Origin of the sequence: Pseudoduganella chitinolytica, assembly GCF_029028125.1 — a bacterium.
GTDB lineage: Bacteria > Pseudomonadota > Gammaproteobacteria > Burkholderiales > Burkholderiaceae_D > Rugamonas > Rugamonas chitinolytica.
This window is the reverse complement of sequence record NZ_CP119083.1, coordinates 4,586,475-4,612,463: the sequence shown is the minus strand read 5'-3', so window position 1 is coordinate 4,612,463 and position 25,989 is coordinate 4,586,475. Positions and strand designations below refer to the sequence as shown.

Sequence of the window (25,989 nt, the reverse complement as noted above, 5' to 3'; positions counted from 1 at the left end):
CGTCCCATGTATGAGACTTACTACGGGCTGAGCGACAAGCCCTTCCGACTGCGCCCCGACCCGCATTTCTTCTTTGGCAGCAAGGGTCACAAGCGCGCCATGGCCTACCTCGAGTATGGCCTGTCGCAAGGCGAGGGGTTCATCGTCATCACGGGCGAGATCGGCGCCGGCAAGACGACGCTGGTGCGCCACCTGCTGCGCCAGTTGCAGCCGGAGCGCATCGTCGCGGCCCATATCGTCAACACGCACGTGGATTGCGACGACATCCTGCGCAGCGTCGTGGCCGGCTTCGGCCTGCCGTTCGAGGAGAGCGCCAGCAAGACCACGTTGCTGGCCCGGCTGGAGGCTTTCCTGCGCACGTGCGACCAGCAGGGCAAGCGAGCACTGCTGGTCGTTGACGAAGCGCAGAACCTGACGCCCCGCGTGGTGGAAGAATTGCGCATGCTGTCCAACTTCCAGACCGACGAGAAATCGCTGTTGCAGACCTTCCTGTTGGGGCAGCCCGAGTTTCGCACCACGCTGCACAGCCCCGGCATGCAGCAGTTGCGCCAGCGCGTCATCGCCACCTACCACCTGGGCCCGATGGATGCGCTGGAAACCCAGGCCTACATCGAGCACCGCCTGCTGACGGTCGGCTGGAAGGGCGATCCTTCCTTCGCGCCGGGCGCCCACGCGGCGATTTACCAGTTCACGGGCGGCATTCCGCGCAAGACCAACCACCTGTGCGACCGCCTCTTGCTGATGGGCTTCCTGGAAGAGATGCATGCCTTCACGGAGGCCGACATCGAGACCGTCATCCGCGACATCGACCAGGAATTCCAGGCACCGCCCGCCGCCGCGACGGCGCTGCCGTTCGTGGCCGGCGACGACGGCATCGATGCCGAGCATGCCGTGTTCGGCAACCAGTACCCGTCCGTGCTGGACGAGCGCATGCTGCGGCTGGAAAAATCGATGGGTTCCGTCCTGTCGATCCTCAAGAAAATCGTGCGCACGCCCGCGACCCACGCCACTTCATCCATCGACAGCCACGAATGACCATGACCCAGCCAGACAACAAGGTTCACCGTATCCTGTGCGTCGTCGGCGCACGGCCCAATTTCATGAAGATGGCGCCCATCATGGCCGCGCTGTCGGCGCTGGGCCCGCGCATCGAGCCCAAGCTGGTCCACACCGGCCAGCATTACGACGTGGCGATGAACCACCAGTATTTCCAGGCACTGGGCATTCCCGACCCGGACATCAACCTGGAAGTGGGCAGCGGCAGCCATGCGCAGCAGACGGCCGAGGTGATGCGCCGCTTCGAGCCGGCGCTGGACGACGTGGCGCCAGCCGCCGTGCTGGTCGTCGGCGACGTCAACTCGACGATCGCCTGCGCGCTGGTCGCGGCCAAGAAGGGCGTGCCCGTCATCCACGTGGAGGCGGGCCTGCGCAGCTTCGACCGCGCCATGCCGGAGGAGATCAACCGCGTGCTGACGGACCAGCTGTCCGACCTGCTGTTCACCACCGAGGAGAGCGGCCGCGCCAACCTGCTGAAGGAAGGCATCGCGGACGAACGGATCCACTTTGTCGGCAACGTCATGATCGACACGCTGCGCCTGAACCTGCCGCACGCCGTGCCTGTCGCGCAGATCGCCGCGGACGCGGGCCGCACGGGCTTTGCCGACAACGGCTACGCGGTGCTGACCTTGCATCGTCCGTCCAATGTCGACGATGCCGCCGTGCTGCAACGGCTGCTGGAAACGGCCGCGCAGATCGCCCAGCGCACGCCCGTGATCTTCCCGCTGCACCCGCGCACCCGTGCGACGATCGAGCGCTTCGGCCTGGCGCACCTGCTGGACCGGCCGCAGATGCTGCTGCTGCCGCCGCAGGGCTACCTGGAGATGCTGGGCCTGATGAAGGATGCCAGAGTCGTGCTGACCGATTCGGGTGGCATCCAGGAGGAGACGACCGCGCTGGGCACGCCTTGCATCACGCTGCGCCACAACACCGAACGGCCCATCACGGTGATCGAGGGCACCAACACCATCGCCGGCAATGAGCCGGCCCGCATCCTGGCCGCCTACGAGGAAGTCATGACGGGCGGCGGCAAGGCCGGCCGCGTACCGCATTTCTGGGACGGCCGTGCCGCCGAGCGTATTGCCGCCATCGTGCGCGACTGGCTGCCGCGCGACTGAAAGGAACGACCATGAACGGTCCCGTGCCGCATCTGGCAGCGCAGACGATCCGCAACGCGATGACGATCGACGTCGAGGATTATTTCCAGGTCTCGGCGTTCGCGTCGCGGATCGCCCGCGACAGCTGGCCGTCGCGCGAATGCCGCGTCGAGGCCAACGTCGACCGCATCCTGGCGATCCTCGCCGACGGCAACGCGCAGGCGACGTTCTTCACGCTGGGCTGGATCGCCGAGCGCTATCCCACGCTGGTGCGGCGCATTGTCGCCGCCGGCCACGAACTGGCCAGCCACGGCTACGGCCACCAGCGCGCCACCGACCAGACCCGCGCCGAGTTCATGGAAGACATCGTGCGCAGCAAGGTGATCCTGGAGGACATCGGCGGCCAGCGCGTGCTGGGCTACCGCGCGCCCAGTTTCTCCATCGGGCCCGTCAACCTGTGGGCGTTGACGTCGCTGCACGATGCCGGCTACCGCTACAGTTCCAGCATCTACCCGATCGCGCACGATCACTACGGGATGCCGGATGCGCCCCGCTTCCCGTTCTACCCGCACGGCACCGATGGCCTGCTGGAGATTCCGATCACCACGGTGCGCCTGTTCGAGCGCAACCTGCCGGCCGGTGGCGGCGGTTATTTCCGCCTGCTGCCGTACAGCCTGTCGCGCATGCTGATGCGGCGCGTGAACCACGATGACGGCCAGCCCACCATCTTCTATTTCCACCCGTGGGAACTGGACCCGGGCCAGCCGCGCCCGGACGGCATCGGCCTGAAAAGCCGGTTCCGCCATTACGTCAACCTGGGCCGCATGGAGGACCGCATCCGCGCGCTGACGCGCGACTTCGCGTGGGACCGGATGGACCGCATCTTCCTGGGGCGGCCATGAGCGCCATCATCGAATCGGCGATGGAACGGGCTCAATCTGCCACCGCGCCGCAGCCCGGCCCCGTCACCGTGAGGCTGCTGCGCGACGATGCCGCCGACCGGGCCCGCTGGGATGCGTTCGTGCAGGCGTGCCCGCAGGCGACGTTCTTCCATCGCGCCGGCTGGCAGCGGGTGATCGAAGGCGCCTTCGGCCATCGCACGTGGTTTTATCTGGCCGAACAGGACGGTGTCATCCGCGGCGTGCTGCCTCTGGCGCAGATCAAGAGCCGCTTGTTCGGCCACTCGCTGATCGCGCTGCCGTTCTGCGTGTACGGCGGCGTGGCGGCTGATTCCGACGCCGCGCGCCGGCAGCTCGATGACGCCGCGCTGGCGCTGGCGCGCAACCTGGGCGTGGGCCACCTGGAATACCGCAACTACAGCCCGGCACACCCGGGCGAACCGGCCTGGCAGGGCAAGGATTTATATGTCACGTTCCGCAAGGCGATCGCGGCGGACGACGAAGCGAACCTGAACGCAATTCCGCGCAAGCAGCGCGCGATGGTCCGCAAGGGCATCAAATGCGGCCTGGCGGGCGAGGTCGACGACAACGTCGAGCGCTTCTTCACGGCGTATGCGCACAGCGTGCACCGCCTGGGCACGCCCGTGTTCCCGAAAAATTACTTTGCGCTGCTGAAGGAGGTGTTCGGCGACGACTGCGAGGTGCGCGTGATCGTGCGCGAGCGCGAGATCGTGGCCGGTGTGCTGAGCTTCTTCTTCCGCGACGAGGTGCTGCCGTACTACGGCGGCGGCATGCCGGTGGCGCGCGAAGTGGCCGGCAACGACTTCATGTACTGGAACCTGATGCAGGCCGCCGCCGCGCGCGGCTGCCGGCTGTTCGACTTCGGCCGCAGCAAGCGCGGCACCGGTGCCTTCGACTTCAAGAAGAACTGGGGCTTCGAGGCGCAGCCGCTGCCTTACGAATACCACCTGGTCGGGGCGGCAGCGATTCCGGACGTGAATCCGCTCAATCCGAAATACCAGCTGTTCATCCGCGTGTGGCAGAAGATGCCGCTGGCGCTGGCCAATGTCCTTGGCCCGTTCATCGTCAAGGACCTGGGGTAATACCGTGGACGACCTGCTGCTGCTGGTGCATCGCATCCCGTACCCGCCGAACAAGGGCGACAAGATCCGCTCGTGGCACCTGTTGCAACACCTGGCGCGGCGCTACCGCGTGCACCTGGCCACCTTCGTCGACGACAAGGACGACTGGCGGTATGTCGACCACGTGCGCAAGCTGTGCGCCTCCAGCCATTTCTCGCCGCTCAACCCGCGCATGGCGCGTGTGCGCAGCCTGCGCGCGCTGCTGGCGAACCGTGCCCTGTCGCTGGATTATTACAGCGACCGCGGCACGCGCAAATGGGTCTGCCAGACCATGCGCGAGCAGGCCATCGGCCGGATCGTCGTGTTTTCGTCGCCGATGGCGCAGTATGCCCAGCCTTATGCGGACGCCCGCCGCATCGTCGACCTGTGCGACGTCGATTCGGAAAAATGGCGCCAGTATGCGCGGCAAAAAGCGTGGCCGGCCAGCCTGCCATACGCGTGGGAAGCCAGCCGGTTGCTGCGCTACGAGCGCAAGGTGGCCGCCAGCAGCGATGCGGCGCTGTTCGTGTCGCAGCCGGAGGCGGACTTGTTCCGCAGCCTGGCGCCGGAAAGCGCCGCACGCATCGGCTGGTTCGGCAACGGTGTCGACACCGCCTATTTCGCGGCCGACGGTACGTATGCCAATCCCTATGCGGTTGGGGAGCGGCCGCTGGTGTTCTGCGGCGCGATGGATTACTGGCCCAACGTCGATGCGGTGCAATGGTTCGCGCGCGAGGTGCTGCCGACCGTGCAGGCACGGCTGCCTGGCACGCGCTTCATCATCGTCGGTGCGCGGCCGGCACCGGAAGTGCAGGCCCTGGCCGCATTGCCCGGCGTGACCGTCACCGGCACTGTGCCGGACGTGCGGCCGTACGTCGCGCACGCGGCCTTGTCGGTCGCACCGCTGCGGGTGGCGCGCGGCATCCAGAACAAGGTGCTGGAGGCGATGTCGATGGCCAAGATCGTCGTGCTGACGCCGCAGGCACTGGAAGGCATCGACGCGCAGCCGGGCCGCGACGTGGTCGTGGCGGAGCAGGCGAGGGACTTTGCCGATGCCGTCGTCAACCAGTTGACCCAGGCCGGCGCAATCGGCCAGGCTGCGCGGGCCCGCATCGAAGTGGCCTACGGCTGGGATGCCCGGCTGGCGCCGCTGGACGCGTTGCTGGAATCGCCGCCCCGCCATGGCGGCATCCATCCGGCCGCGGCCGGCCCCGTCCTCCCGACATGGAACCAGGCATGAGCACACTGACCAGCGCCGTTGCGGACCGCGAGCTGCGGCAAGCCGATGTTCCCGCGCGCCCGGCGCACGATGCCGGCAAGGCCCACTGGCTGGTCGTGGCCGCCGCCGTGCTGCTGCCGTTCATCCTGTACTTCGCGACCGCCGCGTCGATCGTGTCGATCTGGGAGCGCTCGGCCACGTTCGCGCACGGCTATGTGATCCTGCCGATCAGCCTGTGGCTGGTGTGGCAGCGCCGCGCCGTGCTGGCGCAGCTGCCGGTGCGGCCGTTCCTGCCCGCGCTGGTGGCGCTGGCGCTGTGCGGCGTCGCGTGGATGCTGGGATCGCTGGGCGACGTGTCGATCGTGCGCCAGTATGCGTTTGCCGCGATGATTCCGCTGACGGTGCTGGCCGTGGCCGGCGTGGCTGTCGTGCGCGCCATCGCGTTTCCCCTGGCGTTCATCCTGTTCGGCGTGCCCGTCGGCGAAGGCCTGATCGATCCGCTGATCCAGATCACGGCCAGCTTCACGGTGGATGCCTTGCGCGCCACCGGCATCCCCGTCCTGCGCGAGGGGAACAACTTCAGCATCCCCACCGGCGACTGGTCCGTCGTGGAAGCGTGCAGCGGCCTGCGCTACCTGATCTCGTCGTTCACGCTGGGTTGCCTGTACGCCTACCTGACGTACCGCACCTTGTGGCGCCGCATCGTGTTCTCACTGGTGGCGCTGGCGCTGCCGATCCTGGCCAACGGCCTGCGCGCCTACATGATCGTCATGATCGGGCATACCAGCGGCATGACGATGGCCGTCGGCGTCGACCACATCATCTACGGCTGGGTGTTCTTCGGCATCGTCATGCTGTTGCTGTTCTGGGCAGGCAGCTTCTGGCGCGAGGATCGCAAGGATGTCCCCGTCGCGCCGGGCGCGGCCGGACCGTCCGCCTCGACGGCACGCGTGGCAGCGGTGGCCTGCGGCGTGGCGGCCTGCATCGGCGTGTGGCCGGCCTATGGCTGGTACCTGGAGCGCGGCAACGCCACGCACGCACCCGCCGAATTGGCCACCTACCAGGCCAGGGCGCCCATCGCAGCGCCGTTCACGGCCTGGACGCCAGCCTACGCGCCCGCCAGCGGGAGTATCGACAGCTATCACGACGTGGGGGGGCCACCGTCGGCCTGGCGGTGCGCTACTACCGCGACGGCGGCCCGGAACGCCTGATCAGTTCCACCAACCGCCTGACAGAGTGGCGCACGGCGTGGCACGAGACGGCAACTGCCGTACGCGACGAAAGCATCCATGGCCGCACGCTGCAGCTGCGCGAAACCACGGTAACGGGCGCGGATGGCCGCTTCGTGGTCTGGCACTGGTACTGGATCGGCGGCGCCACGACCGCCAGCAATTACGTGGGCAAGGCGCTGCAAGTGAAGGAGAAATTCATGTCCGGCAGCGCCGACGGCGCCGCCGTCATGGTGTTTGCCCCCTATGACGAAGACCCGGCCGCCGCGCGTCCGGCGTTGCGCGCCTTCCTGCAATCCGAACTGGGCGCGCTCGACGCGGCGCTGGCCGCCAACCGCAGGCAATAAGACCATGAACGACACGCCACTCATCGTCCACCTGATCTACCGGCTCGACTTCGGCGGCCTGGAGTCGCTGATGGTCGAACGCATCAACCGCATGCCGGTCGATTGCTACCGCCATGCGGTTGTCTGCCTGACCGACTACAACCCCGCGTTTGCGCAGAAGATCACCCGGGCCGGCGTGACGATCCACGCACTGCACAAGCGGCCCGGCCTGTCGCTGCCGACCCATGGCGCGCTGTGGCGGCTGCTGCGCGAGCTGCAGCCAGCGGTGCTGCACACGTACAACCTGTCCGCCATCGAGTATGCCCCGGCGGCGCTGGCGGCCGGCGTGCCGGTGCGCGTCAACGGCGCCCATGGCCGCGATGCCGACGACCCGGAAGGCCGCAACCGCAAGCACAACCTGCTGCGCCGCCTGATGGTGCCGTTCTACGACTGCTGCTATGCCAACTCGGCGGCGATGGAGGACTGGAACCGGGACGTCATCGGCGTCCCGGCCCGCAAGAGCCGCATGCTGGCCAACGGCATCGATGCGGAGCGTTTCCGGCCGCGGGCGGCGGGCGAGGCCGTCGTCCCGACAGCCAGCCCGTTCGGACCGGGCCACGTGGTCATCGGCACCGTCGGCCGCATCCAGGCCGTGAAGGACCACGCCACCCTGGTCGAGGCGTTCGCGCTGCTGCGCCAACGCCTGCCCCGCCATACGGCGCTGCTGCGCCTGGCCATCGTCGGCGACGGACCGCTGCTGCAGCGGTTGCGCGACCAGGTGGCGGCACTGGCGCTGACGGATGCCGTCTGGCTGCCCGGTGCGCGCACCGACGTTGCCGACATCCTGCGTGGCTTCGACATCTTCGCGATGTCGTCGATCGCCGAGGGCACGCCCGGCTCCGCGCTGGAGGCGATGGCCACCGGCCTGCCGGTGGTGGGCACGCGCGTCGGCGGGATTCCGGAGGTGATCGCCAATGGCAGCACGGGCTTCCTGGTGCCACCTTGCGATCCCGCCGCGCTGGCCGCCGCGCTGGAGCAATACGTGCTCTCCCCGGAGCTGGCGGCGCAACATGGCACGGCCGGGCGCGAGCGCGTGCTGCGCAAATACAGCATGGCCGCGATGGTGGCCGCGTACCAGGACATGTACGACAGCCTGTGCGAACGCAAGATCAAGACAAAAGGGGCGGTGCCATCATGTGTGGAATAGTCGGATTGCTGGACACGCGCGGCAAGCGCGACATCGACGAGGCGCTGCTGCGCCGGATGAACGACACGCAGTACCACCGCGGGCCGGACGAAGGCGACATCTACCGCGAGCCGGGCGTGGGCTTCGGCCACCGCCGCCTGTCCGTCATCGACATCGCTTCCGGCCAGCAGCCGCTCGGCAACGAGGACGGCAGCGTGATGGTCTGCTACAACGGCGAGATCTACAACTACCGCGAGCTGACGGCCGAGCTGAAGGCGCTGGGCCACACGTTCAGCACCAACAGCGACACGGAAGTCATCGTGCACGCATGGGAAGAGTGGGGCGAGGCCTGCGTGGAGCGCTTCCGCGGCATGTTCGCGTTCGGCCTGTGGGACCGCAACCGGCAAGTGATGTTCCTGGCGCGCGACCACATGGGCGTCAAGCCGATGTTCTACGCGCTGTTGCCGGACGGGCTGTTTGCCTTCAGTTCCGAACTGAAGGCGCTGCGTTCGCTGCCTGGCCTGCCGCGCGACATCGACCCGCGTGCCGTCGAGGACTATTTCGCCTATGGCTACGTGCCGGAGCCGAAGACGATCTATAGACATGCGTTCAAGCTGTCGCCGGGTTTTCGCCTGCTGCAAAAGGTGGGCGAGCCGCTGGCGCAGCCGCGCCAGTACTGGGACGTGCCGTTCAAGCTGCACCATGCGATGACGGAAAGCGACGCGCAGGGCGAGCTGGTGGAACGCCTGCGCGACTCGGTGCGCAGCCAGCTGGTGGCCGAGGTGCCGCTGGGCGCCTTCCTGTCCGGCGGCGTCGATTCCAGCGCCGTCGTCGCCATGATGGCCGGGCTGACCAAGGGCGCCGTCAACACGTGCTCGATCGCGTTCCGCGACAAGGCCTATGACGAGTCGGCCTACGCCGCCCAGGTGGCGCAGCAGTACCATACCGACCACCACGTGGAAACGGTGGACACGGACGACTTCGCGCTGCTCGACACGCTGTCCGACCTGTACGACGAACCGTATGCCGACAGCTCCGCGATTCCGACGTACCGGGTATGCCAGCTGGCACGCCAGCGCGTGACGGTGGCGCTGTCGGGCGACGGCGGCGACGAGAACCTGGCCGGCTACCGGCGCTACCGCTATGCGATGGCCGAGGAAAGCGTGCGGGGGAGGATACCGTCCGGGCTGCGCAAGCCTCTGTTCGGCACCCTCGGCAAATACTATCCGAAGGCCGACTGGGCGCCGCGCGTGTTCCGCGCCAAGACCACGTTCGAGGCGCTGTCGCGCGACCTGGTCGAAGGTTATTTCCATGGCGTGTCGATCATGACGGATGCGATGCGCCACCAGCTGTTTTCCGACAGCTTCCGCGCCGGCCTGCAGGGTTATCGGGCCATCGACGTGATGCGGGGCCATGCCAACCGCGCGCCGACGGACGACCCGCTGTCGATGATCCAGTACCTGGACATGAAGACCTACCTGCCGGGCGACATCCTGACGAAAGTGGACCGCGCCAGCATGGCGCATGCGCTCGAAGTGCGGGTGCCGCTGCTGGACCACCAGTTGGTCGAGTGGATCTCCGGCCTGCCGCCGGAGATGAAACTGAAGGGCAGCGAAGGCAAGTACATCTTCAAGAAGAGCATGGAGAAGTTCCTGCCGCACGACATCCTGTACCGCCGCAAGCAGGGTTTCGCCGTGCCGCTGGCGGCCTGGTTCCGCGGTCCGCTGCGCGAGCGCGTGCGGGCGTCGCTGCTGGGCCCCAACCTGGCGGCAACCGGCATGTTCAATACGGCGTTCCTGGCCGAGATGGTCGAGCAGCACCAGTCCGGCCGGCGCGACTACAGTGCGCCGATCTGGACGCTGCTGATGTTCGAGGCATTTTTGAAAAAAGAACTGCAAGGCTGATCCGATGGGCACTTCCGACTTCCTCGCCACCGCCGCGCCGGCCCAGAAGGCGCTGCGCATCCTGCACGTGCTGGATCACTCGATCCCGCTGCACAGCGGCTACACGTTCCGCACCCGCTCGATCCTGCAGCAGCAGCGCGCGCTGGGCTGGGAGACCCACCACATCACGAGCCCCAAGCAGGGCGACGTGCCGGATGGCCAGGAACTGGTCGACGGCCTGCGCTTTCACCGCACCGCGCCGGCGCACGGCGCGCTGGCGCGCATGCCGGTGCTGAACCAGCTGGCGGTGATCGACCGGCTGGCGGCACGCCTGCTGCAGGTCGCGACGGAAGTCCAGCCCGACATCCTGCACGCCCATTCTCCTGCGCTCAACGCGGTGGCGGCCCTGCGCGTGGGGCGCAAGCTGGGCATCCCCGTCGTCTACGAGATCCGCGCGTTCTGGGAGGATGCGGCCGTCGACCATGGCACCAGCAAGGAGTGGGGCGTGCGTTACCGTCTCACGCGCGCGATGGAAACGTGGGCCCTGAAGCGGGTGGACGCGGCCACGACGATCTGCGAGGGCCTGCGGGCCGAGATCGTCGGCCGCGGCATCCCGGCGCGCAAGATCGAGGTCATCCCGAACGCCGTCGACATCGGCGACTTCAGCGTGGATGGCGAGCGCGATGCGGCACTGGCCCGCCAGCTCGGCCTGGAAGGCAGGACGGTACTGGGCTTCATCGGCTCGTTTTACGCGTACGAAGGCCTGAACGTGCTGCTCGACGCGCTGCCCGCCATGCGCGCGCGGCGCCCCGACATCCGCGTGCTGCTGGTGGGCGGCGGACCGCAGGATGCGGCGCTGCGCCAGCAGGCCGAGGCGCTGGGCGTGGCGGACGCCGTGGTGTTTACGGGCCGGGTGCCGCACAGCGAAGTGCAGCGCTATTACGACCTGGTGGACGTGCTGTGCTACCCGCGCCTGAAGATGCGCCTGACGGACCTGGTGACGCCATTGAAACCGCTGGAGGCGATGGCGCAGGGCCGCCTGCTGGCCGCTTCCGACGTGGGCGGCCACCGCGAACTGATCGAGGATGGGCGCACCGGCGTGCTGTTCGCGGCCGGCGATGCCGCCGCGCTGGCGCAGCGGGTGCTGGCCTTGCTGGATGCGCCGGACAGCTGGCCGCAACTGCGTGCCGAAGGCCGCCGCTTCGTCGAGGAACAACGCAGCTGGGCCGCCAGCGTGAGCCGTTACCGCAAGGTGTACGGCAACCTGGTGCCAACCCGGGAGCTGCCATGAGGGACGGGACTTCCGGCGCCACATTGCGGGTCGGCCTGGTCGGCCCGTTGCCGCCACCGTCGGGCGGCATGGCCAACCAGACATTGCAGCTGGCCGCCCTGCTGCGCAGCGAGGGCATCGAGGTCGAGACGGTGCAGGTCAATGCGCCGTACCGCCCGGCCTGGGCCGGCCGCATCAAGGGCCTGCGCGCCGTGTTCCGCCTGCTGCCCTACCTGGCCGGGCTGTGGCGCACGGCCGGGCGCGTGCAGGTATTCCACGTGATGGCCAATTCGGGCTGGTCGTGGCACCTGTTTGCCGCACCGGCGATCTGGATCGCGCGCCTGCGCGGCACGCCGGTCGTCATCAACTACCGGGGCGGCGAGGCCGAAAGCTTCCTGCGGCGCGCTCGGAACTGGGTGCGGCCCAGCCTGATACGTGCCGACGCCGTGATCGTGCCGTCCGGCTTCCTGGAACACGTGTTCGGCAAGTTCGGCTTCGCCACCCAGGTGGTGCCGAACATCGTCAACCTGGAGCGCTTTGCCGCCGCGCCACCGGCGTCCACGGCCCGGCAAGGCGTGCGGCTGCTGGTCGCGCGCAACCTGGAACCGATCTACGACAACGCCACGGCCCTGCGGGCCCTGGCCCTGGTGCGGGCGCACGACCCGCATGCCACGCTCGTCATCGCCGGCTCCGGCCCATTGCGGGAAGAGCTGGAAGGGTTGGCCGCGCAACTGGGCCTGGCACAGGCGGTGACGTTTACGGGCCGGGTCGACAACGCGGGCATGGCCGCGCTGTACCGCGGTGCCGACGTCATGCTCAACTGCAGCCTGGTCGACAATATGCCGAACTCCGTGCTGGAATCGCTGGCGTGCGGCGTGCCCGTCGTCAGCACCGACGTGGGCGGCGTGCCCTACCTGGTCGAACACGGCCGCACGGCGTTGCTGGTGCCGCCGGGCCAGCCGCAGGCAATGGCGGATGCGGTGCTGCGCCTGGCCGCCGAGCCGGCGCTGGCGGCCGGCTTACGCGAAGCGGGACTGCGCCAGGTGCAGCAGTACACGTGGCACAGCGTCCGGCCACGCCTGCTGGCCGTGTACCGCGCCGTGGTGGCGGCCCGCGCCAGCGCCAGCCCCGTGGGGCAGCCATGAACACGGTGCAGCGCTACCGTCCCGCGCCCTACACGGCGCTCGTGACGAACCTGCTGTTCCCGCTGCACGAGCGGGTCAAGCAGCACAGCAGCGTGGCCGTGCGCAAGCAGCTGGAGGCATCCCAGTACTGGCCGGAAGAGCGGCTGCGCGAGCTGCAGCTGGTGCGCCTGCGCCGCCTGCTGGCGCGCGCCCAGGACAAGGTGCCGTACTTCCGCGACCTGTTCCGCGAACTGGGCTTCGACCCGGCCGGCGTGCAGTCGCTGGACGAACTGGCCCGGCTGCCCCTGATGGACAAGGCCGTCATCCGCGCCAACGTGGACCGGCTGAAGGCCCAGGACGCAGTGGGCCTGGCCCGCTTCAACACGGGCGGCTCCAGTGGCGAACCGCTGATTTTCTACATCGGCAAGGAGCGCGTCAGCCATGACGTGGCGGCCAAATGGCGCGCCACGCGCTGGTGGAATGTCGATATCGGCGATCCGGAAATCGTCGTGTGGGGCTCGCCCATCGAGCTGGGCGCGCAGGACCGCGTGCGCGCATTGCGCGACCGGCTGCTGCGCACCCACCTGCTGCCGGCGTTCGAGATGTCCGCCACGAAGCTGGACAGCTTCGTCGCCCGCATCCGTGCGCACCGGCCGCGCATGTTGTTCGGCTATCCGTCCGCGCTGTCCCACATCGCCCGCCATGCGCAAGCCAAGGGCCAGCGCATGGACGACCTGGGCATCCGCGTGGCCTTCGTCACCTCCGAGCGGCTGTACGACGAGCAGCGCGCCCAGATCGCGGACACGTTCGGCTGCCCCGTCGCGAATGGCTACGGCGGGCGCGACGCGGGCTTCATCGCCCACCAGTGCCCGCACGGCGGCATGCACATCACGGCCGAGGACATCATCGTCGAGATCCTGGATCCAGCCGGCCACCCGGTGCCACGCGGGCAATCGGGCGAAATCGTCGTCACGCACCTGGCCACGGGCGACTTCCCGTTCATCCGCTACCGCACGGGCGACATCGGCGTGCTGGGCAAGAAGGCGTGCGGCTGCGGCCGCGGCTTGCCGCTGCTGCAGGAAATCCAGGGCCGCAGCACCGACTTCCTCGTCGCGCAGGACGGCACTGTCATGCACGGCCTGGCGCTGGTCTACATCCTGCGCGACCTGCCGCAGGTGAAAGCGTTCAAGATCTCGCAGGAGAGCCTGGACCTGACGCGGGTGCAGGTGGTGCTCGATACAGCGCTGGACGAAGCGCTGCGCGCGCACATCGAACGGGGTTTCAAGGCGCGCCTGGGGGCGGCCGTCACGGTGCAGGTCGAGCAGGTCGAGGCCATTGCGCCGGAGAAGTCCGGCAAGTTCCGCTATGTCGTCAGCAAGGTCGCGACCGGGAGAGCGGTGGCATGAGGGACGTGATCGTCACGCTGCTGGTGTTCCTGTCGCTGCCGTACATTTTCAAGCGGCCGTCATTCGGCATGGTGATGTGGATCTGGATCAGCGTGATGAACCCGCACTCGCAAGGCTGGGGCTTCGCGCGCGACTTTCCGTTCGCGGCCATCATCGCCGTCGTCACGGTGGCAGCCATGGTCACGAACGCGAAACGGACGTATCGATTGCCGCTGACACCCGTGACGGCCACGTTCCTGCTGTTTGTCGTGTGGATGTGCCTCACTTCCGTGTTCGCCATCCATCCCGAACAGATCGGCACGCAGCTGGTCAAGGTACTGAAGATCATGGGCATGACGATCGTCGTGCTGATGCTGGTGCGCAAACGGCTGCACGTGGAATGGCTGATCTGGACGGTGGTCGTCTCGATCGGCTACTACGGCACCAAGGGCGGCATCTTCACGATCCGCAGCGGCGGCCAGTACCGCGTGTGGGGACCGATCGGCACCTTCATCGACGGCAATAACGAGATCGCGCTGGCGCTGGTGATGACGATCCCGCTGATGTATTACCTGTACGGGCTGTTGACGCACAAATGGGCCAAGCGGGCGATGGTGGCATCGATGTTCCTGTGCGCGCTGGCGTCGCTGGCGTCGTACTCGCGTGGCGCCGCGATCGCGATGGCCATGATGCTGCTGTTCTTCTGGTTGAAGAGCAACCACAAGGCCGTCATCGGCGTGCTGCTGCTGTGCTGCGTGCCGTTCGCGCTGGTGTTCATGCCGGAGCAGTGGCATGCCCGCATCGACACGATCGACGAGTACCAGCAGGACGAATCGGCGCTCGGCCGCATCAATGCGTGGAAGATGGCCTACAACCTGGCGAACGACCGGCTGATGGGGGGCGGCTTCGAGATCTATGATTCCGAGGTGTTCGAACGCTATGCGCCGGTGCCGGAGGACGTCCATGCGGCGCACAGCATCTACTTCCAGGTGCTGGGCGAGCATGGCTGGATCGGTCTTGGCATCTACGTGGCACTGGGCTTCCTGACGTGGCGCACCGGCACCTGGATCGTGCGCGCGGCCGGGCCGCACGCCGAACTGGCCTGGGCGGCCAACCTGGCGAAGATGATCCAGGTCAGCCTGCTGGGCTTCATGGTGGGCGGCGCTTTCCTCAGCCTCGTGTATTTCGACGTGCCGTACTACCTGATGGCGGCGATGGTCGCGACCCGCGTCATCGTCGAGCGCGAGAAGAAGGCGCCGGCACCGCAGTTGGCAGAACAGCACACCGTACAGGGCGAACCCAATGAATACCTCGAACATGATCCGGTCCGCTGAGCAAAACCGCGCCGGCGCGCCGATGCTGGAGAAAAGCCTGCTGTCGCTGCTGTCGCCGGGTGGCAGGCGCGGCTTGTCGATCCTGATCTACCACCGCGTGCTGCCGCACAAGGACCCGCTGTTCCCGGGCGAGGTCGATCGCGCCGAGTTCTCCGCGCAGATGGCGGCGCTGGCGTCGCGCTTCAACGTACTGCCGCTGCTGGATGCCGTCCGGATGTCCAAGGCCGGGACGCTGCCGCCGCGGGCGGCCGCGATCACCTTCGACGACGGCTATGCCGATAATGCCGAGGTGGCGCTGCCGGTGCTGCAGCAGCACGGCCTGCATGCGACGTTCTTTGTCGCGACGGGGTTCCTGAACGGCGGCCGCATGTGGAACGACAGCGTCATCGAGCTGGTGCGCGCGGCGCCGGATGGCGAACTGGACGCCACGCCGCTGGGCCTGGGCCGCCACCCGCTGCACACCCTGGCCGACCGCCAGCGCGCGATTCCGGCCCTGATCGGCCAGCTGAAATACCTGCCGATGACGGAGCGGCTGGCGCAGGTCGAACGCCTGGCGCAACTGGCCGGCTGCGCGCTGCCGGACAACCTGATGATGACGTCGGACCAGGTGCGCAAGCTGCACGTGGCCGGCATGGGCATCGGCGCCCATACCGTCAACCACCCGATCCTTGCACGCCTGCCGGACGACCAGGCGCGCGAGGAGATCGCCCAGGGCAAGCTGGCGCTGGAAGACATCATCGGCGCCCACGTCAGCCTGTTCGCCTACCCGAACGGCAAGCCGGGCGAGGACTACCTGCCGCAGCACGTGGCGATGGCGCGCGACCTGCGCTTCGAAGGCGCCGTGTCGACGTCCTGGGGCGCCAGCCGGGGCCGGCCCGATCCGTTCCAGCTGCCCCGTTTCACGCCGTGGGACCGCAGCCGCCTGCGCTTCATCCTGCGGCTGGCGCGCAACCTCGCCAACAGCGCGCAGTTGGCGTAAATGACGTAAACAGCAAACAAGCATCGAAAGCATCGCATGTCGTTAAAGAAGGACGTCCTGCATGGACTGAAGTGGATGGCCGGCGCCAAGTTCGCCAGCCAGATCGTCACGTGGGCGATCACTATCGTCGTGATGCGCCTGCTGGCGCCCGCCGACTATGGCTTGATGGCGATGGCCACCGTGTTCCTGGCCTGGTGCGCGATGTTCATCGAGATGGGCCTGGCGCCCGCGCTGGTGCAGGCCAAGGACGTCAGCACGCAGGAGCTGCGCCAGGCGTACGGCATCTTCGTGCTGGTCAACCTGGCGATGGTGCTCGTGCTGGTTGCCGGGGCACCCCTGATGGCGGCGTTCTTCGGCGACCCCCAACTGACCCTCGTGATCCGCGTGCTGGCGCTGCAATTCGTGCTGGCGCCGTTCGGCCTGGTGTCCGAGGTGCTGCTGCAGCGCAGCCTGAATTTCCGTGCGCGTTCGCTGCTGGACCTGGCGACAGCCGTCATCACCAGCGTGGCAACGTTGCTGCTGGCCTGGACCGGCCATGGCGTCTGGGCGCTGGTGTGGGGCACGCTGATCGGCGCTTTGTGGCGCACGGTGGCCGTCAACGTCGTCGCGCGTTTCCCCTACCTGCCGCTGTTCTCCTGGGACGGCATGCGCGCCCTGCTGACGTTCGGCGGCAAGGTGTCCGCCTCGCGCTTCCTGTGGTTCTTCTTCACGCAGGCCGACACGGTCATCATCGGCCGCACCCTGGGCGGCGAAATCCTCGGCATGTATTCCGTCGCGCTGCACCTGGCCAGCCTGCCGGTGCAGCGGGTCTCGTCGATCCTGAACCAGGTGGCGTTCCCCGCGCTGGCGCGCTACCAGCACGACCGCGCGGCCATCGCGCGCCAGCTGCTCAAGGCCTTCGAGCTGGTCAGCCTGGTCGCGTTCCCGATCCTGTGGGGCATGGCCAGCACGGCCAGCGACATCGTGCTGGTGTTCCTGGGCGAGCACTGGCAGGGCGCCATCCTGCCGCTGCGCGTGCTGGCGCTGATCATGCCGTTCCGCACCGTCGTGCAGTTCCTGCCGGCCGTGACGGACGCCGTCGGCCGGCCCGGCATCGCGCTGCAGAACGGCATCGTCGCCTGCACCGTGATGCCGCTGGCGTTCTACATCGGCACGCACTGGGGCATCTTCGGCGTGGCGATGGCATGGGCGCTGGCGTATCCCGTCGTCCTGCTGATCAACCTGCACCGCATGCTGGGTGTGATCGGCCTGGGCCTGGCCGAGGTGGCGGCACGGATGCTGCCGGCCATGCTGGCGGCCGGCGCGATGTACGCGGCCGTCATGGCCACGCATGGCACGCTGGAGCAGATCGCCGACCGGCGCGTGGCGCTGGCGATCCAGGTCGGTATCGGCGCGCTGGTGTATGGCGTGGCCAGTTGCCTGGTCAACCGCGCGGCGGTGCTGGAAGTGTGGCGCATGGTACGGCGCAAAGGGCAGCCGGCCTGACATGGTGCGCGTAACGATTGCGCCGCACGGCTGGCAGTTCGATGCGGCCGAAGGAGAAACGCTGCTGCGCGCGGCCGAGCGAGCCGGCATCCGCCTGCCCAGCTCCTGCCGCAACGGCACGTGCCGTACCTGCTATTGCGCCAGCGATGGCGGCGCCGTGCGTTATACGGTCGAGTGGCCCGGCCTGTCGCTGGACGAGAAACGGGCGCACGACGTGCTGCCGTGCGTGGCCGTCGCACTGGCCGACATCACGCTGGTCGTCCCGGCCGCGCGTCGCATGGTGGCTGACGGCTAGTCCGGTGTGCCCGGCTTGCGCAGCCGGGCCAGCAGCGCCTCGGTCTGGTCGTTCAGCGGCAGGCCGTGGCGCCGCAGCAGCTGCACGTGCAGCACGAGGTTTTCCAGCACCAGCTTGGCGGCGACAGCCAGCAAGGTCAGGCGCCGGTCTTCGTCGCTGAACGACTCCATCGCGTCGGCCATCTCGCACAGGTGCTTGGCGACGATGCCGCGCAGGTCCTGCTCATCGAAGGGCAGGTCGGCGAAATCGATGGGGTCTTCCTGCTCCACTTCCTGCATCAACAGTTCCAGTTCCTGCGGAGTGATCGACATCTGTGGCTCCAGTGACTCGCATGCTTGCATTTTAGGCCAAAGGCCGCCGCAACCGCGCTAGAATCGTCCGATCGGCACGGCGGACAATCATGGCCACCCTCATCTTTACGCAACAGCTGGCGCGCTTCCTGCCCGTCCCGCAACTGGCGACGGATGCCGCGACATTGCGTGCGGCGCTGGACGAGGTCTTTGCCGACAACCAGCGCCTGCAGGGCTATGTGCTGGACGACCAGGGCCGGCTGCGCGAGAACGTCGTCATCTTCATCGACGGCCGGCGCACCCGCGACCGCGTCCGCCTGGACGATCCCCTGGCGCCCGATTCCACCATCCACATCCTGCAGGCCCTATCCGGAGGCTGACATGGCACACCGCGCATTGCTCGCAACCCGCAAGGGCCTGTTCGAACTGACCCGCCACGACACCGGCTGGCTGGTGGCGCCACCGCACTTTCCCGGCGACCCGGTATCGGCCGTGCTGCACGACTCACGCGACGGCACCACCTATGCGGCACTGAACCTCGGCCATTTCGGCGCCAAGCTGCACCGCCGCGATGCGGGCAGCGACGGCTGGACGGAAGTGGCGGCGCCCGTCTATCCTGCCAAGCCGGCCGGCAGCGAGGATGCGACCGACTGGTCGTTGAAGATGATCTGGACGCTTGCCGCGGGCGGACCGGACCAGCCGGGGGTACTGTGGGCGGGCACGTTGCCCGGTGGGCTGTTCCGCTCGAGCGACCGGGGCACGTCCTGGCACCTGGTCGAGGGCCTGTGGAACGTCTCGGAACGCCCGCAATGGTTTGGCGGCGGCTACGACACGCCGGGCATCCACAGCATCTGCGTCGACCCGCGCGACAGCAACAGCCTGCTGGTGGCCGTTTCCTGCGGCGGAGTATGGCTGAGCACCGACGGCGGCGCCGCCTGGCAGCTGCGCACCAAGGGCATGGCGGCCGGCTACATGCCGCCCGAGCTGGCGGAGCAGGGCGCCGTGCAGGACCCGCACCGCATCGTGCGTTGCGCCGGCGAGCCGGACGTGTTGTGGTGCCAGCACCATAGCGGCATCTGGCGTTCGCGCGACAATGCCGCCACGTGGCACGAAGTGGCCGCGCCCCTGTCCACGTTTGGCTTTGCCGTCGCCGTCCACCCGCACGATGGCGAGACCGCGTGGTTCGTGCCGGCCATCGCGGACCAGCAGCGCGTGCCGGTGGATGCCGCGCTGGCGGTCAATCGTACCCGCGACGGTGGCACCACATTCGACACCCTGCGTGAAGGCCTGCCGCAGCGGCAGTGCTACGACCTGGTGTACCGCCACGCGCTGGCGGTCGCCGACGATGGCGCGACCTTGCTGCTCGCCTCGACCACGGGCGGCGGCTGGTGGTCCGGCGACGGCGGCGCGCATTGGCAGGACCTGGGCGCCCGCCTGCCGCCCGTCCATGCGGCAGCCTTTGCGTCCTAGGGGATAGACCAGTAGGCCAGGAACATGTCGACGGCCGTCGTGACGACGGCCGCCTGCTGGGCCTCGTCGAGTGCCGGCTGCCCCATGGCGACCTGGGGCCAGAATGCAAACGTCTTCAATTGCCCCTGCAGCAGCGTCGCCATGAATGCCGGGTCGCCCGGCTTCAACTTGCCATCCGCCTGCGCCGCGCGCAGGAATGCCGCCGCGCCTTCTTCCTTTTCGCTCAGCTTTGCCACCATGCTGTGCGCCCGCGCGGGCGTGTGGATCGCTTCGGCGATGGCGACGCGCGCCAGGTCCAGGAAGTAGGGATCGCGCAGCATGGCCATCTTGTGCGTCAACAGCGTGACGAGTTGGTCGCGCAGCGGCGTATCCGGGCGGTAGACGATCGCGTCCACCGCGGCGCTGCACTGCCACAGCTCCTGCAGTATCTGGGCGAACAGGTCGTCCTTGCTGGGGAAGTGGTTGTAGACGGTGCGTTTGGAAACACCGGCCGTGGCCGCGAGCGGGCCTCGCCCTTGCGCTGGCTGGGACCGAAGCGCTTCCACCGGGCGCCGCTGGCACTGGACGAGCTGCCGCCGATCGCCGGCGTGATCCTGTCGCATGACCACTACGACCACCTGGACCGCGCCGCCGTGCTGGCCTTGGCAGCGAAGACGGAGCATTTCGTCGCGCCGCTGGGCGTGGGGGACCTGTTGGTGAAGTGGGGCGTGCCCGCCCATAAAGTGCACCAGCTGGACTGGTGGCGTGGCGTGACCCTGGGTGACGTCGAGCTGACCTGCACGCCGGCGCAGCATTTCTCCGGCCGCGGCCTGGGCGACGGCAACAGCACGCTGTGGTGTTCCTGGGTGATCCGCCGCGGCGAGCGCAAGATCTTCTTCAGCGGCGACACGGGCTACTTCCGCGGCTTCAAGGCCATCGGCGACAAGTATGGACCGTTCCACCTGACGATGGTGGAGACGGGCGCCTACGATCCGCAGTGGCCGGACATCCACATGCAGCCGGAAGAAACCATGCAGGCCCACATCGACCTGCGCGGCGCCGTGTTGATGCCGATCCATAACGGCACGTTCGACCTGGCCTTCCACCCGTGGCATGAACCGTTCGAGCGCATCGCCGCGCTGGCGGCCGAACGCGGCCAGCGGCTGGCCACGCCCGTCATCGGCGCGCCGCTGTCGATCGCGACGCCCGCAGTGGACCAGCGCTGGTGGCGCCTGATCTGACGGCCGGACGCAAAAGGGGCCAGGCACCTGACCGGTGCCTGGCCCCTCGTGCCACGGCGCGTTACCGTATTACTTCATCCACAGGCGCATGGCATCCCATGCGCGGCCGAAGATCGAGGCCTGTTCGACCGATTCCAGCGCCACGACCGGCAGTTCCAGCATCGGCTTGCCGTCCACGACCATCTTCAGCTTGCCCACGTTGGTGCCTTCGCCCAGCGGCGCGACCAGCGGGTCCTTGCGTTCCAGGACCGGCTTCATCTTGCCAGCCACGCCCTTCGGCACGGTGACCATCACGTCCTGGCGGAAGCCGATCTTGACGTTGTTCTTCGCGCCCTTCCACACCTGCGGCGTGTCGACGGCCTGGTTCTTCGCGTACAGCTTGACGGTGTCGAAGTTCTGGAAGCCCCAGTTCAGCAGCTTCTGGCTTTCGGCCGTACGCGTCGCGTCCGAGTTCGTGCCCATCACCACCGAGATCAGGCGACGGTCGATGTTGCCGCTGGGGCGGTGCGCCGACGCGACCATGCAATAGCCGGCCGATTCGGTGTGTCCCGTCTTCATGCCGTCCACGGTCGGGTCCAGCCACAGCAGGCGATTGCGGTTCTGCTGCGTGATCTTGTTGTACGTGAAGCTCTTGACGGAGTCGATCTTGTAGAACTGCGGGTATTCCTGGATCACGTGCTTGGCCAGGATCGACAGGTCGCGCGCCGTCGTGAAGTTGTCGGGGCTCGGCAGGCCGTGCGGGTTGGCGAACCTGGTGTTCGTCATGCCCAGGCGTTGCGCTTCGCGGTTCATCAGCGTGACGAACGTGCCTTCGTCGCCGGCCACCGCTTCGGCCAGCGCCACGGCGGCGTCATTACCCGACTGGATCATCAGGCCATGCAGCAGGTCGTTGATCGAGACGGGAACGGCCGGGTCGATGAACATCTTCGAACTGGACGAGTCGACCTTCCACGCGCGGGTGGAGACGTTGACCATCTGGTTCAGTTCGAGCTTCTTGTCGCGCAGGGCCATGAAGGTCAGGTAGGCCGTCATGATCTTCGTCAGCGACGCGGGCTCGACGCGCATGTTCGGGTCCTGCGCGGCGATCACCTGGCCGCTGGTCGCATCGAGCAGCAGCCAGGACTTGGCGGCGATCGTGGGCGCGGGGACGGTCTGGGCGGCGGCGGAGGAGAGAATCAGGACGCTGGAAACCAGCGCCGCGAGCAGTTTTTTCATTGATCTGGAATCGTAAAAGAGATGCAAAAAGAGGTGCAGAAACCGGCAGTGATATTGACGAAGCAACGACAAAGGGCACGGCGGCGGGGCCGTGCGGCCGGGACATTATAGGCGCTCATGCCTCGTCAGGGTCGTCCGTTTGCTGCTGTTTGCCCAGCCACAGGGCGATCACCCAGTTCTTGATGTGACCGAGCTTGCGGTGGAAGAAGTGATCCGCGCCGGGGATCACCACCACCGGCACATCCTGCGGACGGGCCCAGTCGAACACGGCCTGTACGGGAATCGTGTCGTCGTTTTCGCCGTGGATGAGGATCGTGTCGGGCGGGATGTCGGCCATCTGCCACTTGCCGGCGGCGCTGCCGACCAGGGCCAGGCGTTCCGCCGGCGTGCCGCGCGCGGCGAGGCGCTGCGCCAGCTGCGACTGCACGTAGGTGCCGAACGAGAAACCGGCCAGGGCTACCGGCAGGTCGGGAAACTTCTCCGTCATGTGCGCGTACAGCAGTTCCATGTCGTCGGTTTCGCCGTGGCCGCGGTCATGCGTGCCTTCGGACTGGCCGACGCCGCGGAAGTTGATGCGGGCGACGACGTAGTCCAGCGCCACGAACGCGCGCGCCAGCGTCTGCGTGACCTTGTTCTCCATCGTGCCGCCGTACAGCGGGTGCGGGTGGGCGACGAGGGCGATGCCGCGCGGTTTCTTGCCGTCCAGCGGCATGTCGATCAGGCCTTCCATCAGGCCGGCGTTGCCCTGCATGGTGAAATGCTTGGTGTTCTTGTTCATCACTTGATCTTCAACCTTTCCACGGGCTGGCCGTTGACGAGGTGGCTGTCGATGATCTCGTCGATGTCGGATGTGTCGACGTACGTGTACCAGGTGCCTTCGGGGTAGACGACCAGCACGGGGCCGTGCTCGCAGCGGTCCAGGCAGCCGGCCTGGTTGATGCGTACGTTGCCGGCGCCATTGATGTCCAGTTGCTTGCAGCGCTTCTTGGCGTGCTTTTGCGCTTGCTCGGCGCCGCGGGGGCCGCAGCTCTCGCGGCCGTCATCACGGGTGTTCATGCAGAAGAACACGTGATGCTTGAAATAAGGGGTGTCGCTCATGCTTGCCTCATTGTTGTGTAAGGGCCGGCGCGTCGGCGGCGAAGGCGTAATGATACCCGCGATCAGGCCCGATTGAGTTTATGGGACGGCAGCCACAGGAACCACAGCGCGCAGACGGGCCACAGCAGCGAGAGGAACTGCGCCGCGCCGTTGAAGTTCAGGAATTTGCCTTGCACCCATGTCTGCATCGTCGCGCTGAAGTAGGGATTCACGGGCGTGCTGTTGACCACGACCAGGCTGAGGATCAGCGTCGCCACGGCCAGGCGGCGCTGCGCGACCTGGGGCGCGAACGCCAGCCCCGCCACCATGATGCCGCCGATCAGGAAGCCGCCCTGGGCACCCGGCGTGATCCAGACGAAGGCATTCTCGGGCGCGAACAGCAGGGCCGACGCAAGCGTCTTCGCCATGATCGCCCCGGCCAGCAGGCCGGCCGCCATCAGCGCGCGTGGCGCCGGCCGGCGCATCAGGCACATCAGCGTCAACGTCGCGCCCACCATGCTGCAGGCCGTGACGATCGTCTCCGACAGCCAGTACTGCTCGACGCTCAGGTCGGGTTCCGGCCGTACATACGACAACAGGTCGATGTCCGCCTCCAGCAGGCGGCTCAGCCAATCCGACAGGATGGGCAACAGCTGGCCCTGGCCGAACAGGAACGACGACGGGTACAGCTGCGCCAGCGGCCACAGTGCCACCAGCACGAGGCCCTGGCTGGCATGCTGGGCGAACCAGCGCTGGCGCAGCCGGTACAGGTGGCTCATGTCGAGCAGCTTGCGGGCCGTCAGCACGCCGAGCAGGCCACCGATCGCGCAGCCCGTGCTGTTGGTATAGAAGTCCAGGTTGGACGACACCCGGCTGGGCAGGTAGGTCTGCACGGCTTCCATCACGCCGGACACCAGCATGCCGGTCAGCGCGGCCAGCAGGAAGGCCCAGATGCCGCGGATGCGCGGATGCAGCGCATACGCGACCAGCATGCCGAACGGGATATAGCCGATGACGTTGATGGACGCGTCGAACTTGGTCCAGTAGCGTGGCATCGCGGTATGTTCGAGGAACAGCAGCGGCGACAAGCCCTGGTTGTGCCAGCCGGAGAAGGGAAACAGGCTGGCATAGACGATCAGCAGCAGGTACGCGAGCAGGGTGGCGCGCGCCACCGGCGAGCCGCGACGGGCGCGCGCAGGCTCCGGCGTGCCGGGGGCCGGCTGCTGCTCCGGGGCGCCGTCCACGGTCATGTTTACCGGGCCGGCAGCGTGGCCAGCCAGGCCAGGATGTCGGCGGCGATGGCATCCGACGCGGCGGCCAGGGCCCGCGCACCGCCGGGAGCGTCCGCGCTGGTTGCCGGGACCGTGCGCGCAAACGTGCGCTGGTCCACGAGGCGGTGCGAACGGAACACGGAGGCGCGCAGGGCGATCGTGGCGCTGCTCTGCGTCACGCTGTCGAAGTTCTGCGAGAATTCGTCCGCTTCCAGGCGCAGCAGCGGTACGCCGCCACTGGCGTCCGACGTCGACAACACCTTGACGCCGCCCTGCGCGATGCGTGCCTTCACGCGTTGCGACAGCAGCTGCAGCGGCGTGGCGCTCCACTGGTTGTAGGCATACGGGCGCGATTGCTGGGCATCCGCATACAAGAGACGGTAGAACATGCGCTGGTTGTCCAGCATGGCCGGACCGGTGACGTCGGCCACGACCAGTGCCGGGAAGGCGGTGGCGGCCGGCGCAGCCTGCATGGTGGCGGGAGCGCCGATGGGGCCGAAGTCGTAGCTGGTCTGCTGCGGCCCCTTGCTGCTGGCGCAGCCGGCGACGAGTGCCGCACAGGCCGCGATGCCGGCCAGGCGCAGGGTGAAGGAATGGGTCATCGGATCGTCCTTGTCATTGGGCCGGTGCCGCGAAGCCGGGTTCGCCCGGGCCCGGCGTGGGAGCCGGCGCGCCGAACAGGATGCTTTGCGGGCGGTCGTTCAGGGTATTCATGGTGCGGCGCACGGCCCGCATCGAGGAGCGCGTTTCGTCCGTCAGCGCGGTGATGCTGGGCAGCGTGTCCAGTTCCGCGCTGGTCGCCACCGATTCGACGGAGGTCGCGGTGCGGTCGACCGCGCCGGAAATGCGGGTGATGGCGCCGTCCGGGCCCTGCAGGCTTTGCGACAGGCGCGTCACGTCCTGGGCCAGCGTGTCGACGGAGCGGAACGCGCTTTCCGCCTGGTTCGCCAGCGCCGGCAGGCGGTCGATGGTGGGGCCCAGGCGCTGCGGGATGGCGCGGTATTCCTGCGCGGCCGCGCTGACGTCGGAGAAGGCCGCCAGCATGGTCTTCTGGTTCTCCTCGCTCAGCAGCTTGTTGACCTGGGTCGATACCTCCTCGACCTTGGAGATCAGCGCCTTGCCGCGTTTTTCCAGCTCGTCCAGCAGGCCAGGACGCAGCGGAATGCGGCTCGGGTTGTCCTGGTTCGTCGCCAGGCGCGGCGAACCGACCGATTCGTCGTCCAGCTGGATGTAGGCGATACCGGTGACGCCCTGGTAGCCCAGCGTGGCGAAGGTCGTCTTCGTGATCGGCGTGGCCGGGTCGATGCTCAGGTGGATCAGGATCTGGCCCGTGGTGCGCGGATCGAAGTCGATGGCGTCCACCTTGCCCACCTCCAGGCCGCGATAGCGCACGGCGGCCTGCGGGTTCAGGCCGGGCACCGACAGGTTCGTGGCCAGCAGGTAGGGCGCGTACTCGACGCGGTCGCGGTTGAACCAGATCCCGAACAGGACAGCCGCCACCAGCAGCGTCAGCGTGAAGATGCCGGTCATGAAGGCGTGTGCGCGGTTTTCCATGCTT

26 protein-coding genes and 1 pseudogene are annotated in these 25,989 nt (G+C 67.8%); 19 read left to right on the top strand and 8 right to left on the bottom strand.

The window, feature by feature from the left end; genetic code table 11:
- Positions 1-6 precede the first annotated feature (6 nt).
- The 16 genes from PX653_RS20440 to PX653_RS20365 are packed head-to-tail and all read left to right on the top strand — an operon-like array spanning position 7 to position 17,888.
- Entirely contained in the window at positions 7-1,035 is a 1,029-nt protein-coding gene (locus PX653_RS20440) for an XrtA/PEP-CTERM system-associated ATPase (protein ID WP_277414552.1), read from the top strand.
- On the top strand, positions 1,032-2,174 hold the full coding sequence (gene wecB / locus PX653_RS20435; RefSeq protein ID WP_371876360.1) for a non-hydrolyzing UDP-N-acetylglucosamine 2-epimerase: 1,143 nt from the start codon (positions 1,032-1,034) through the stop codon (positions 2,172-2,174). Before PX653_RS20440 ends, wecB begins: the two co-directional genes overlap by 4 nt.
- 11 nt (positions 2,175-2,185) lie before the next feature.
- Entirely contained in the window at positions 2,186-3,055 is an 870-nt protein-coding gene (locus PX653_RS20430) for an XrtA system polysaccharide deacetylase (RefSeq protein ID WP_277414550.1), read from the top strand.
- The gene (locus PX653_RS20425) at positions 3,052-4,155 is read left to right on the top strand and encodes a FemAB family XrtA/PEP-CTERM system-associated protein (protein ID WP_277414549.1); all 1,104 of its coding nucleotides are present in this window, start codon (positions 3,052-3,054) and stop codon (positions 4,153-4,155) included. Before PX653_RS20430 ends, PX653_RS20425 begins: the two co-directional genes overlap by 4 nt.
- 4 nt (positions 4,156-4,159) lie before the next feature.
- A complete protein-coding gene (locus tag PX653_RS20420; RefSeq protein ID WP_277414548.1) occupies positions 4,160-5,413 on the top strand; it encodes a TIGR03087 family PEP-CTERM/XrtA system glycosyltransferase in 1,254 nt (417 codons plus the stop codon).
- Positions 5,410-6,603: an exosortase A gene (gene xrtA, locus PX653_RS20415; protein ID WP_277414547.1), complete on the top strand. Its 1,194-nt coding sequence runs from the start codon at positions 5,410-5,412 to the stop codon at positions 6,601-6,603. Before PX653_RS20420 ends, xrtA begins: the two co-directional genes overlap by 4 nt.
- Positions 6,489-6,968: an exosortase C-terminal domain/associated protein EpsI gene (locus PX653_RS20410; RefSeq protein ID WP_277418623.1), complete on the top strand. Its 480-nt coding sequence runs from the start codon at positions 6,489-6,491 to the stop codon at positions 6,966-6,968. Before xrtA ends, PX653_RS20410 begins: the two co-directional genes overlap by 115 nt.
- Before the next feature lie 4 nt (positions 6,969-6,972).
- Complete coding sequence (locus tag PX653_RS20405) at positions 6,973-8,154, top strand: TIGR03088 family PEP-CTERM/XrtA system glycosyltransferase (RefSeq protein ID WP_277414546.1); 1,182 nt, start codon at positions 6,973-6,975, stop codon at positions 8,152-8,154.
- Positions 8,142-10,037: an XrtA/PEP-CTERM system amidotransferase gene (locus PX653_RS20400; RefSeq protein ID WP_277414545.1), complete on the top strand. Its 1,896-nt coding sequence runs from the start codon at positions 8,142-8,144 to the stop codon at positions 10,035-10,037. Before PX653_RS20405 ends, PX653_RS20400 begins: the two co-directional genes overlap by 13 nt.
- Before the next feature lie 52 nt (positions 10,038-10,089).
- Entirely contained in the window at positions 10,090-11,307 is a 1,218-nt protein-coding gene (locus PX653_RS20395; protein ID WP_277418622.1) for a TIGR04063 family PEP-CTERM/XrtA system glycosyltransferase, read from the top strand.
- Positions 11,304-12,431: a glycosyltransferase family 4 protein gene (locus PX653_RS20390; RefSeq protein WP_277414544.1), complete on the top strand. Its 1,128-nt coding sequence runs from the start codon at positions 11,304-11,306 to the stop codon at positions 12,429-12,431. Before PX653_RS20395 ends, PX653_RS20390 begins: the two co-directional genes overlap by 4 nt.
- On the top strand, positions 12,428-13,816 hold the full coding sequence (locus PX653_RS20385; protein WP_277414543.1) for a phenylacetate--CoA ligase family protein: 1,389 nt from the start codon (positions 12,428-12,430) through the stop codon (positions 13,814-13,816). The genes PX653_RS20390 and PX653_RS20385 overlap by 4 nt, the downstream gene beginning before the upstream one ends.
- Positions 13,813-15,129: a putative O-glycosylation ligase, exosortase A system-associated gene (locus PX653_RS20380; RefSeq protein WP_277414542.1), complete on the top strand. Its 1,317-nt coding sequence runs from the start codon at positions 13,813-13,815 to the stop codon at positions 15,127-15,129. Before PX653_RS20385 ends, PX653_RS20380 begins: the two co-directional genes overlap by 4 nt.
- The gene (locus PX653_RS20375) at positions 15,098-16,108 is read left to right on the top strand and encodes a polysaccharide deacetylase family protein (protein ID WP_277414541.1); all 1,011 of its coding nucleotides are present in this window, start codon (positions 15,098-15,100) and stop codon (positions 16,106-16,108) included. The genes PX653_RS20380 and PX653_RS20375 overlap by 32 nt, the downstream gene beginning before the upstream one ends.
- A 36-nt stretch (positions 16,109-16,144) precedes the next feature.
- The gene (locus tag PX653_RS20370; RefSeq protein ID WP_277414540.1) at positions 16,145-17,593 is read left to right on the top strand and encodes a lipopolysaccharide biosynthesis protein; all 1,449 of its coding nucleotides are present in this window, start codon (positions 16,145-16,147) and stop codon (positions 17,591-17,593) included.
- Position 17,594: 1 nt separating this feature from the next.
- Complete coding sequence (locus tag PX653_RS20365; protein ID WP_277414539.1) at positions 17,595-17,888, top strand: 2Fe-2S iron-sulfur cluster-binding protein; 294 nt, start codon at positions 17,595-17,597, stop codon at positions 17,886-17,888.
- On the opposite strand, the gene PX653_RS20360 is transcribed toward PX653_RS20365, so the two are convergent.
- A complete protein-coding gene (locus tag PX653_RS20360; protein ID WP_277414538.1) occupies positions 17,885-18,199 on the bottom strand; it encodes a hypothetical protein in 315 nt (104 codons plus the stop codon). The two genes, PX653_RS20365 and PX653_RS20360, sit on opposite strands and share 4 nt — an antisense overlap.
- A gap of 89 nt (positions 18,200-18,288) precedes the next feature.
- Here PX653_RS20360 and PX653_RS20355 point away from each other — a divergent pair, with 89 nt between their 5' ends.
- Together PX653_RS20355 and PX653_RS20350 are read left to right on the top strand one after the other, a co-directional pair.
- Positions 18,289-18,558, top strand: a complete 270-nt coding sequence (locus PX653_RS20355) for a MoaD/ThiS family protein (protein WP_277414537.1) — start codon at positions 18,289-18,291, stop codon at positions 18,556-18,558.
- Between the two features lies 1 nt (position 18,559).
- Positions 18,560-19,648: a WD40/YVTN/BNR-like repeat-containing protein gene (locus tag PX653_RS20350; RefSeq protein WP_277414536.1), complete on the top strand. Its 1,089-nt coding sequence runs from the start codon at positions 18,560-18,562 to the stop codon at positions 19,646-19,648.
- On the opposite strand, the gene PX653_RS20345 is transcribed toward PX653_RS20350, so the two are convergent.
- Complete coding sequence (locus PX653_RS20345) at positions 19,645-20,193, bottom strand: TetR/AcrR family transcriptional regulator (protein WP_277414535.1); 549 nt, start codon at positions 20,191-20,193, stop codon at positions 19,645-19,647. The two genes, PX653_RS20350 and PX653_RS20345, sit on opposite strands and share 4 nt — an antisense overlap.
- Between PX653_RS20345 and PX653_RS20340 the strand changes: the two are divergent.
- Positions 20,149-20,868 (top strand): annotated as a pseudogene (locus PX653_RS20340) (MBL fold metallo-hydrolase); the annotation flags it as partial. The gene PX653_RS20345 and the pseudogene PX653_RS20340 overlap by 45 nt on opposite strands.
- Positions 20,869-20,937: 69 nt before the next feature.
- Here PX653_RS20340 and PX653_RS20335 read toward each other — a convergent pair.
- The 6 genes from PX653_RS20335 to PX653_RS20310 form a co-directional block, all read right to left on the bottom strand.
- Entirely contained in the window at positions 20,938-22,083 is a 1,146-nt protein-coding gene (locus PX653_RS20335) for a D-alanyl-D-alanine carboxypeptidase family protein (protein WP_277414534.1), read from the bottom strand.
- Positions 22,084-22,198: 115 nt separating this feature from the next.
- Positions 22,199-22,861: an alpha/beta hydrolase gene (locus PX653_RS20330; protein WP_277414533.1), complete on the bottom strand. Its 663-nt coding sequence runs from the start codon at positions 22,859-22,861 to the stop codon at positions 22,199-22,201.
- Positions 22,861-23,181 carry a (2Fe-2S) ferredoxin domain-containing protein gene (locus PX653_RS20325; RefSeq protein WP_277414532.1) on the bottom strand — a complete coding sequence of 107 codons (321 nt, stop codon included), beginning with the start codon at positions 23,179-23,181 and terminating at the stop codon, positions 22,861-22,863. Before PX653_RS20325 ends, PX653_RS20330 begins: the two co-directional genes overlap by 1 nt.
- 62 nt (positions 23,182-23,243) lie before the next feature.
- Positions 23,244-24,410, bottom strand: coding sequence for a VanZ family protein (locus tag PX653_RS20320; protein WP_277414531.1), 1,167 nt, complete (start codon positions 24,408-24,410; stop codon positions 23,244-23,246).
- Positions 24,411-24,412: 2 nt separating this feature from the next.
- Positions 24,413-25,033 (bottom strand): ABC-type transport auxiliary lipoprotein family protein, encoded by a 621-nt coding sequence (locus PX653_RS20315; RefSeq protein ID WP_277414530.1) that lies wholly within the window; start codon positions 25,031-25,033, stop codon positions 24,413-24,415.
- A gap of 13 nt (positions 25,034-25,046) precedes the next feature.
- Positions 25,047-25,985: an MlaD family protein gene (locus tag PX653_RS20310; RefSeq protein ID WP_277414529.1), complete on the bottom strand. Its 939-nt coding sequence runs from the start codon at positions 25,983-25,985 to the stop codon at positions 25,047-25,049.
- Between the last annotated feature and the right edge of the window lie 4 nt (positions 25,986-25,989).

Bases quoted from the DNA above. Each gene is read 5' to 3' on its own strand.
- PX653_RS20405 (WP_277414546.1), top strand. From the start codon at position 6,973: ATGAACGACACGCCACTCATCGTCCACCTGATCTACCGGCTCGACTTC.
- PX653_RS20335 (WP_277414534.1), bottom strand. From the start codon at position 22,083: ATGAAAAAACTGCTCGCGGCGCTGGTTTCCAGCGTCCTGATTCTCTCC.
- PX653_RS20425 (WP_277414549.1), top strand. From the start codon at position 3,052: ATGAGCGCCATCATCGAATCGGCGATGGAACGGGCTCAATCTGCCACC.
- wecB (WP_371876360.1), top strand. From the start codon at position 1,032: ATGACCATGACCCAGCCAGACAACAAGGTTCACCGTATCCTGTGCGTC.
- PX653_RS20320 (WP_277414531.1), bottom strand. From the start codon at position 24,410: ATGACCGTGGACGGCGCCCCGGAGCAGCAGCCGGCCCCCGGCACGCCG.
- xrtA (WP_277414547.1), top strand. From the start codon at position 5,410: ATGAGCACACTGACCAGCGCCGTTGCGGACCGCGAGCTGCGGCAAGCC.
- PX653_RS20365 (WP_277414539.1), top strand. From the start codon at position 17,595: ATGGTGCGCGTAACGATTGCGCCGCACGGCTGGCAGTTCGATGCGGCC.
- PX653_RS20400 (WP_277414545.1), top strand. From the start codon at position 8,142: ATGTGTGGAATAGTCGGATTGCTGGACACGCGCGGCAAGCGCGACATC.
- PX653_RS20390 (WP_277414544.1), top strand. From the start codon at position 11,304: ATGAGGGACGGGACTTCCGGCGCCACATTGCGGGTCGGCCTGGTCGGC.
- PX653_RS20360 (WP_277414538.1), bottom strand. From the start codon at position 18,199: ATGTCGATCACTCCGCAGGAACTGGAACTGTTGATGCAGGAAGTGGAG.
- PX653_RS20370 (WP_277414540.1), top strand. From the start codon at position 16,145: ATGTCGTTAAAGAAGGACGTCCTGCATGGACTGAAGTGGATGGCCGGC.
- PX653_RS20350 (WP_277414536.1), top strand. From the start codon at position 18,560: ATGGCACACCGCGCATTGCTCGCAACCCGCAAGGGCCTGTTCGAACTG.
- PX653_RS20430 (WP_277414550.1), top strand. From the start codon at position 2,186: ATGAACGGTCCCGTGCCGCATCTGGCAGCGCAGACGATCCGCAACGCG.
- PX653_RS20330 (WP_277414533.1), bottom strand. From the start codon at position 22,861: ATGAACAAGAACACCAAGCATTTCACCATGCAGGGCAACGCCGGCCTG.
- PX653_RS20380 (WP_277414542.1), top strand. From the start codon at position 13,813: ATGAGGGACGTGATCGTCACGCTGCTGGTGTTCCTGTCGCTGCCGTAC.
- PX653_RS20385 (WP_277414543.1), top strand. From the start codon at position 12,428: ATGAACACGGTGCAGCGCTACCGTCCCGCGCCCTACACGGCGCTCGTG.
- PX653_RS20440 (WP_277414552.1), top strand. From the start codon at position 7: ATGTATGAGACTTACTACGGGCTGAGCGACAAGCCCTTCCGACTGCGC.
- PX653_RS20325 (WP_277414532.1), bottom strand. From the start codon at position 23,181: ATGAGCGACACCCCTTATTTCAAGCATCACGTGTTCTTCTGCATGAAC.
- PX653_RS20315 (WP_277414530.1), bottom strand. From the start codon at position 25,033: ATGACCCATTCCTTCACCCTGCGCCTGGCCGGCATCGCGGCCTGTGCG.
- PX653_RS20310 (WP_277414529.1), bottom strand. From the start codon at position 25,985: ATGGAAAACCGCGCACACGCCTTCATGACCGGCATCTTCACGCTGACG.
- PX653_RS20355 (WP_277414537.1), top strand. From the start codon at position 18,289: ATGGCCACCCTCATCTTTACGCAACAGCTGGCGCGCTTCCTGCCCGTC.
- PX653_RS20375 (WP_277414541.1), top strand. From the start codon at position 15,098: ATGAATACCTCGAACATGATCCGGTCCGCTGAGCAAAACCGCGCCGGC.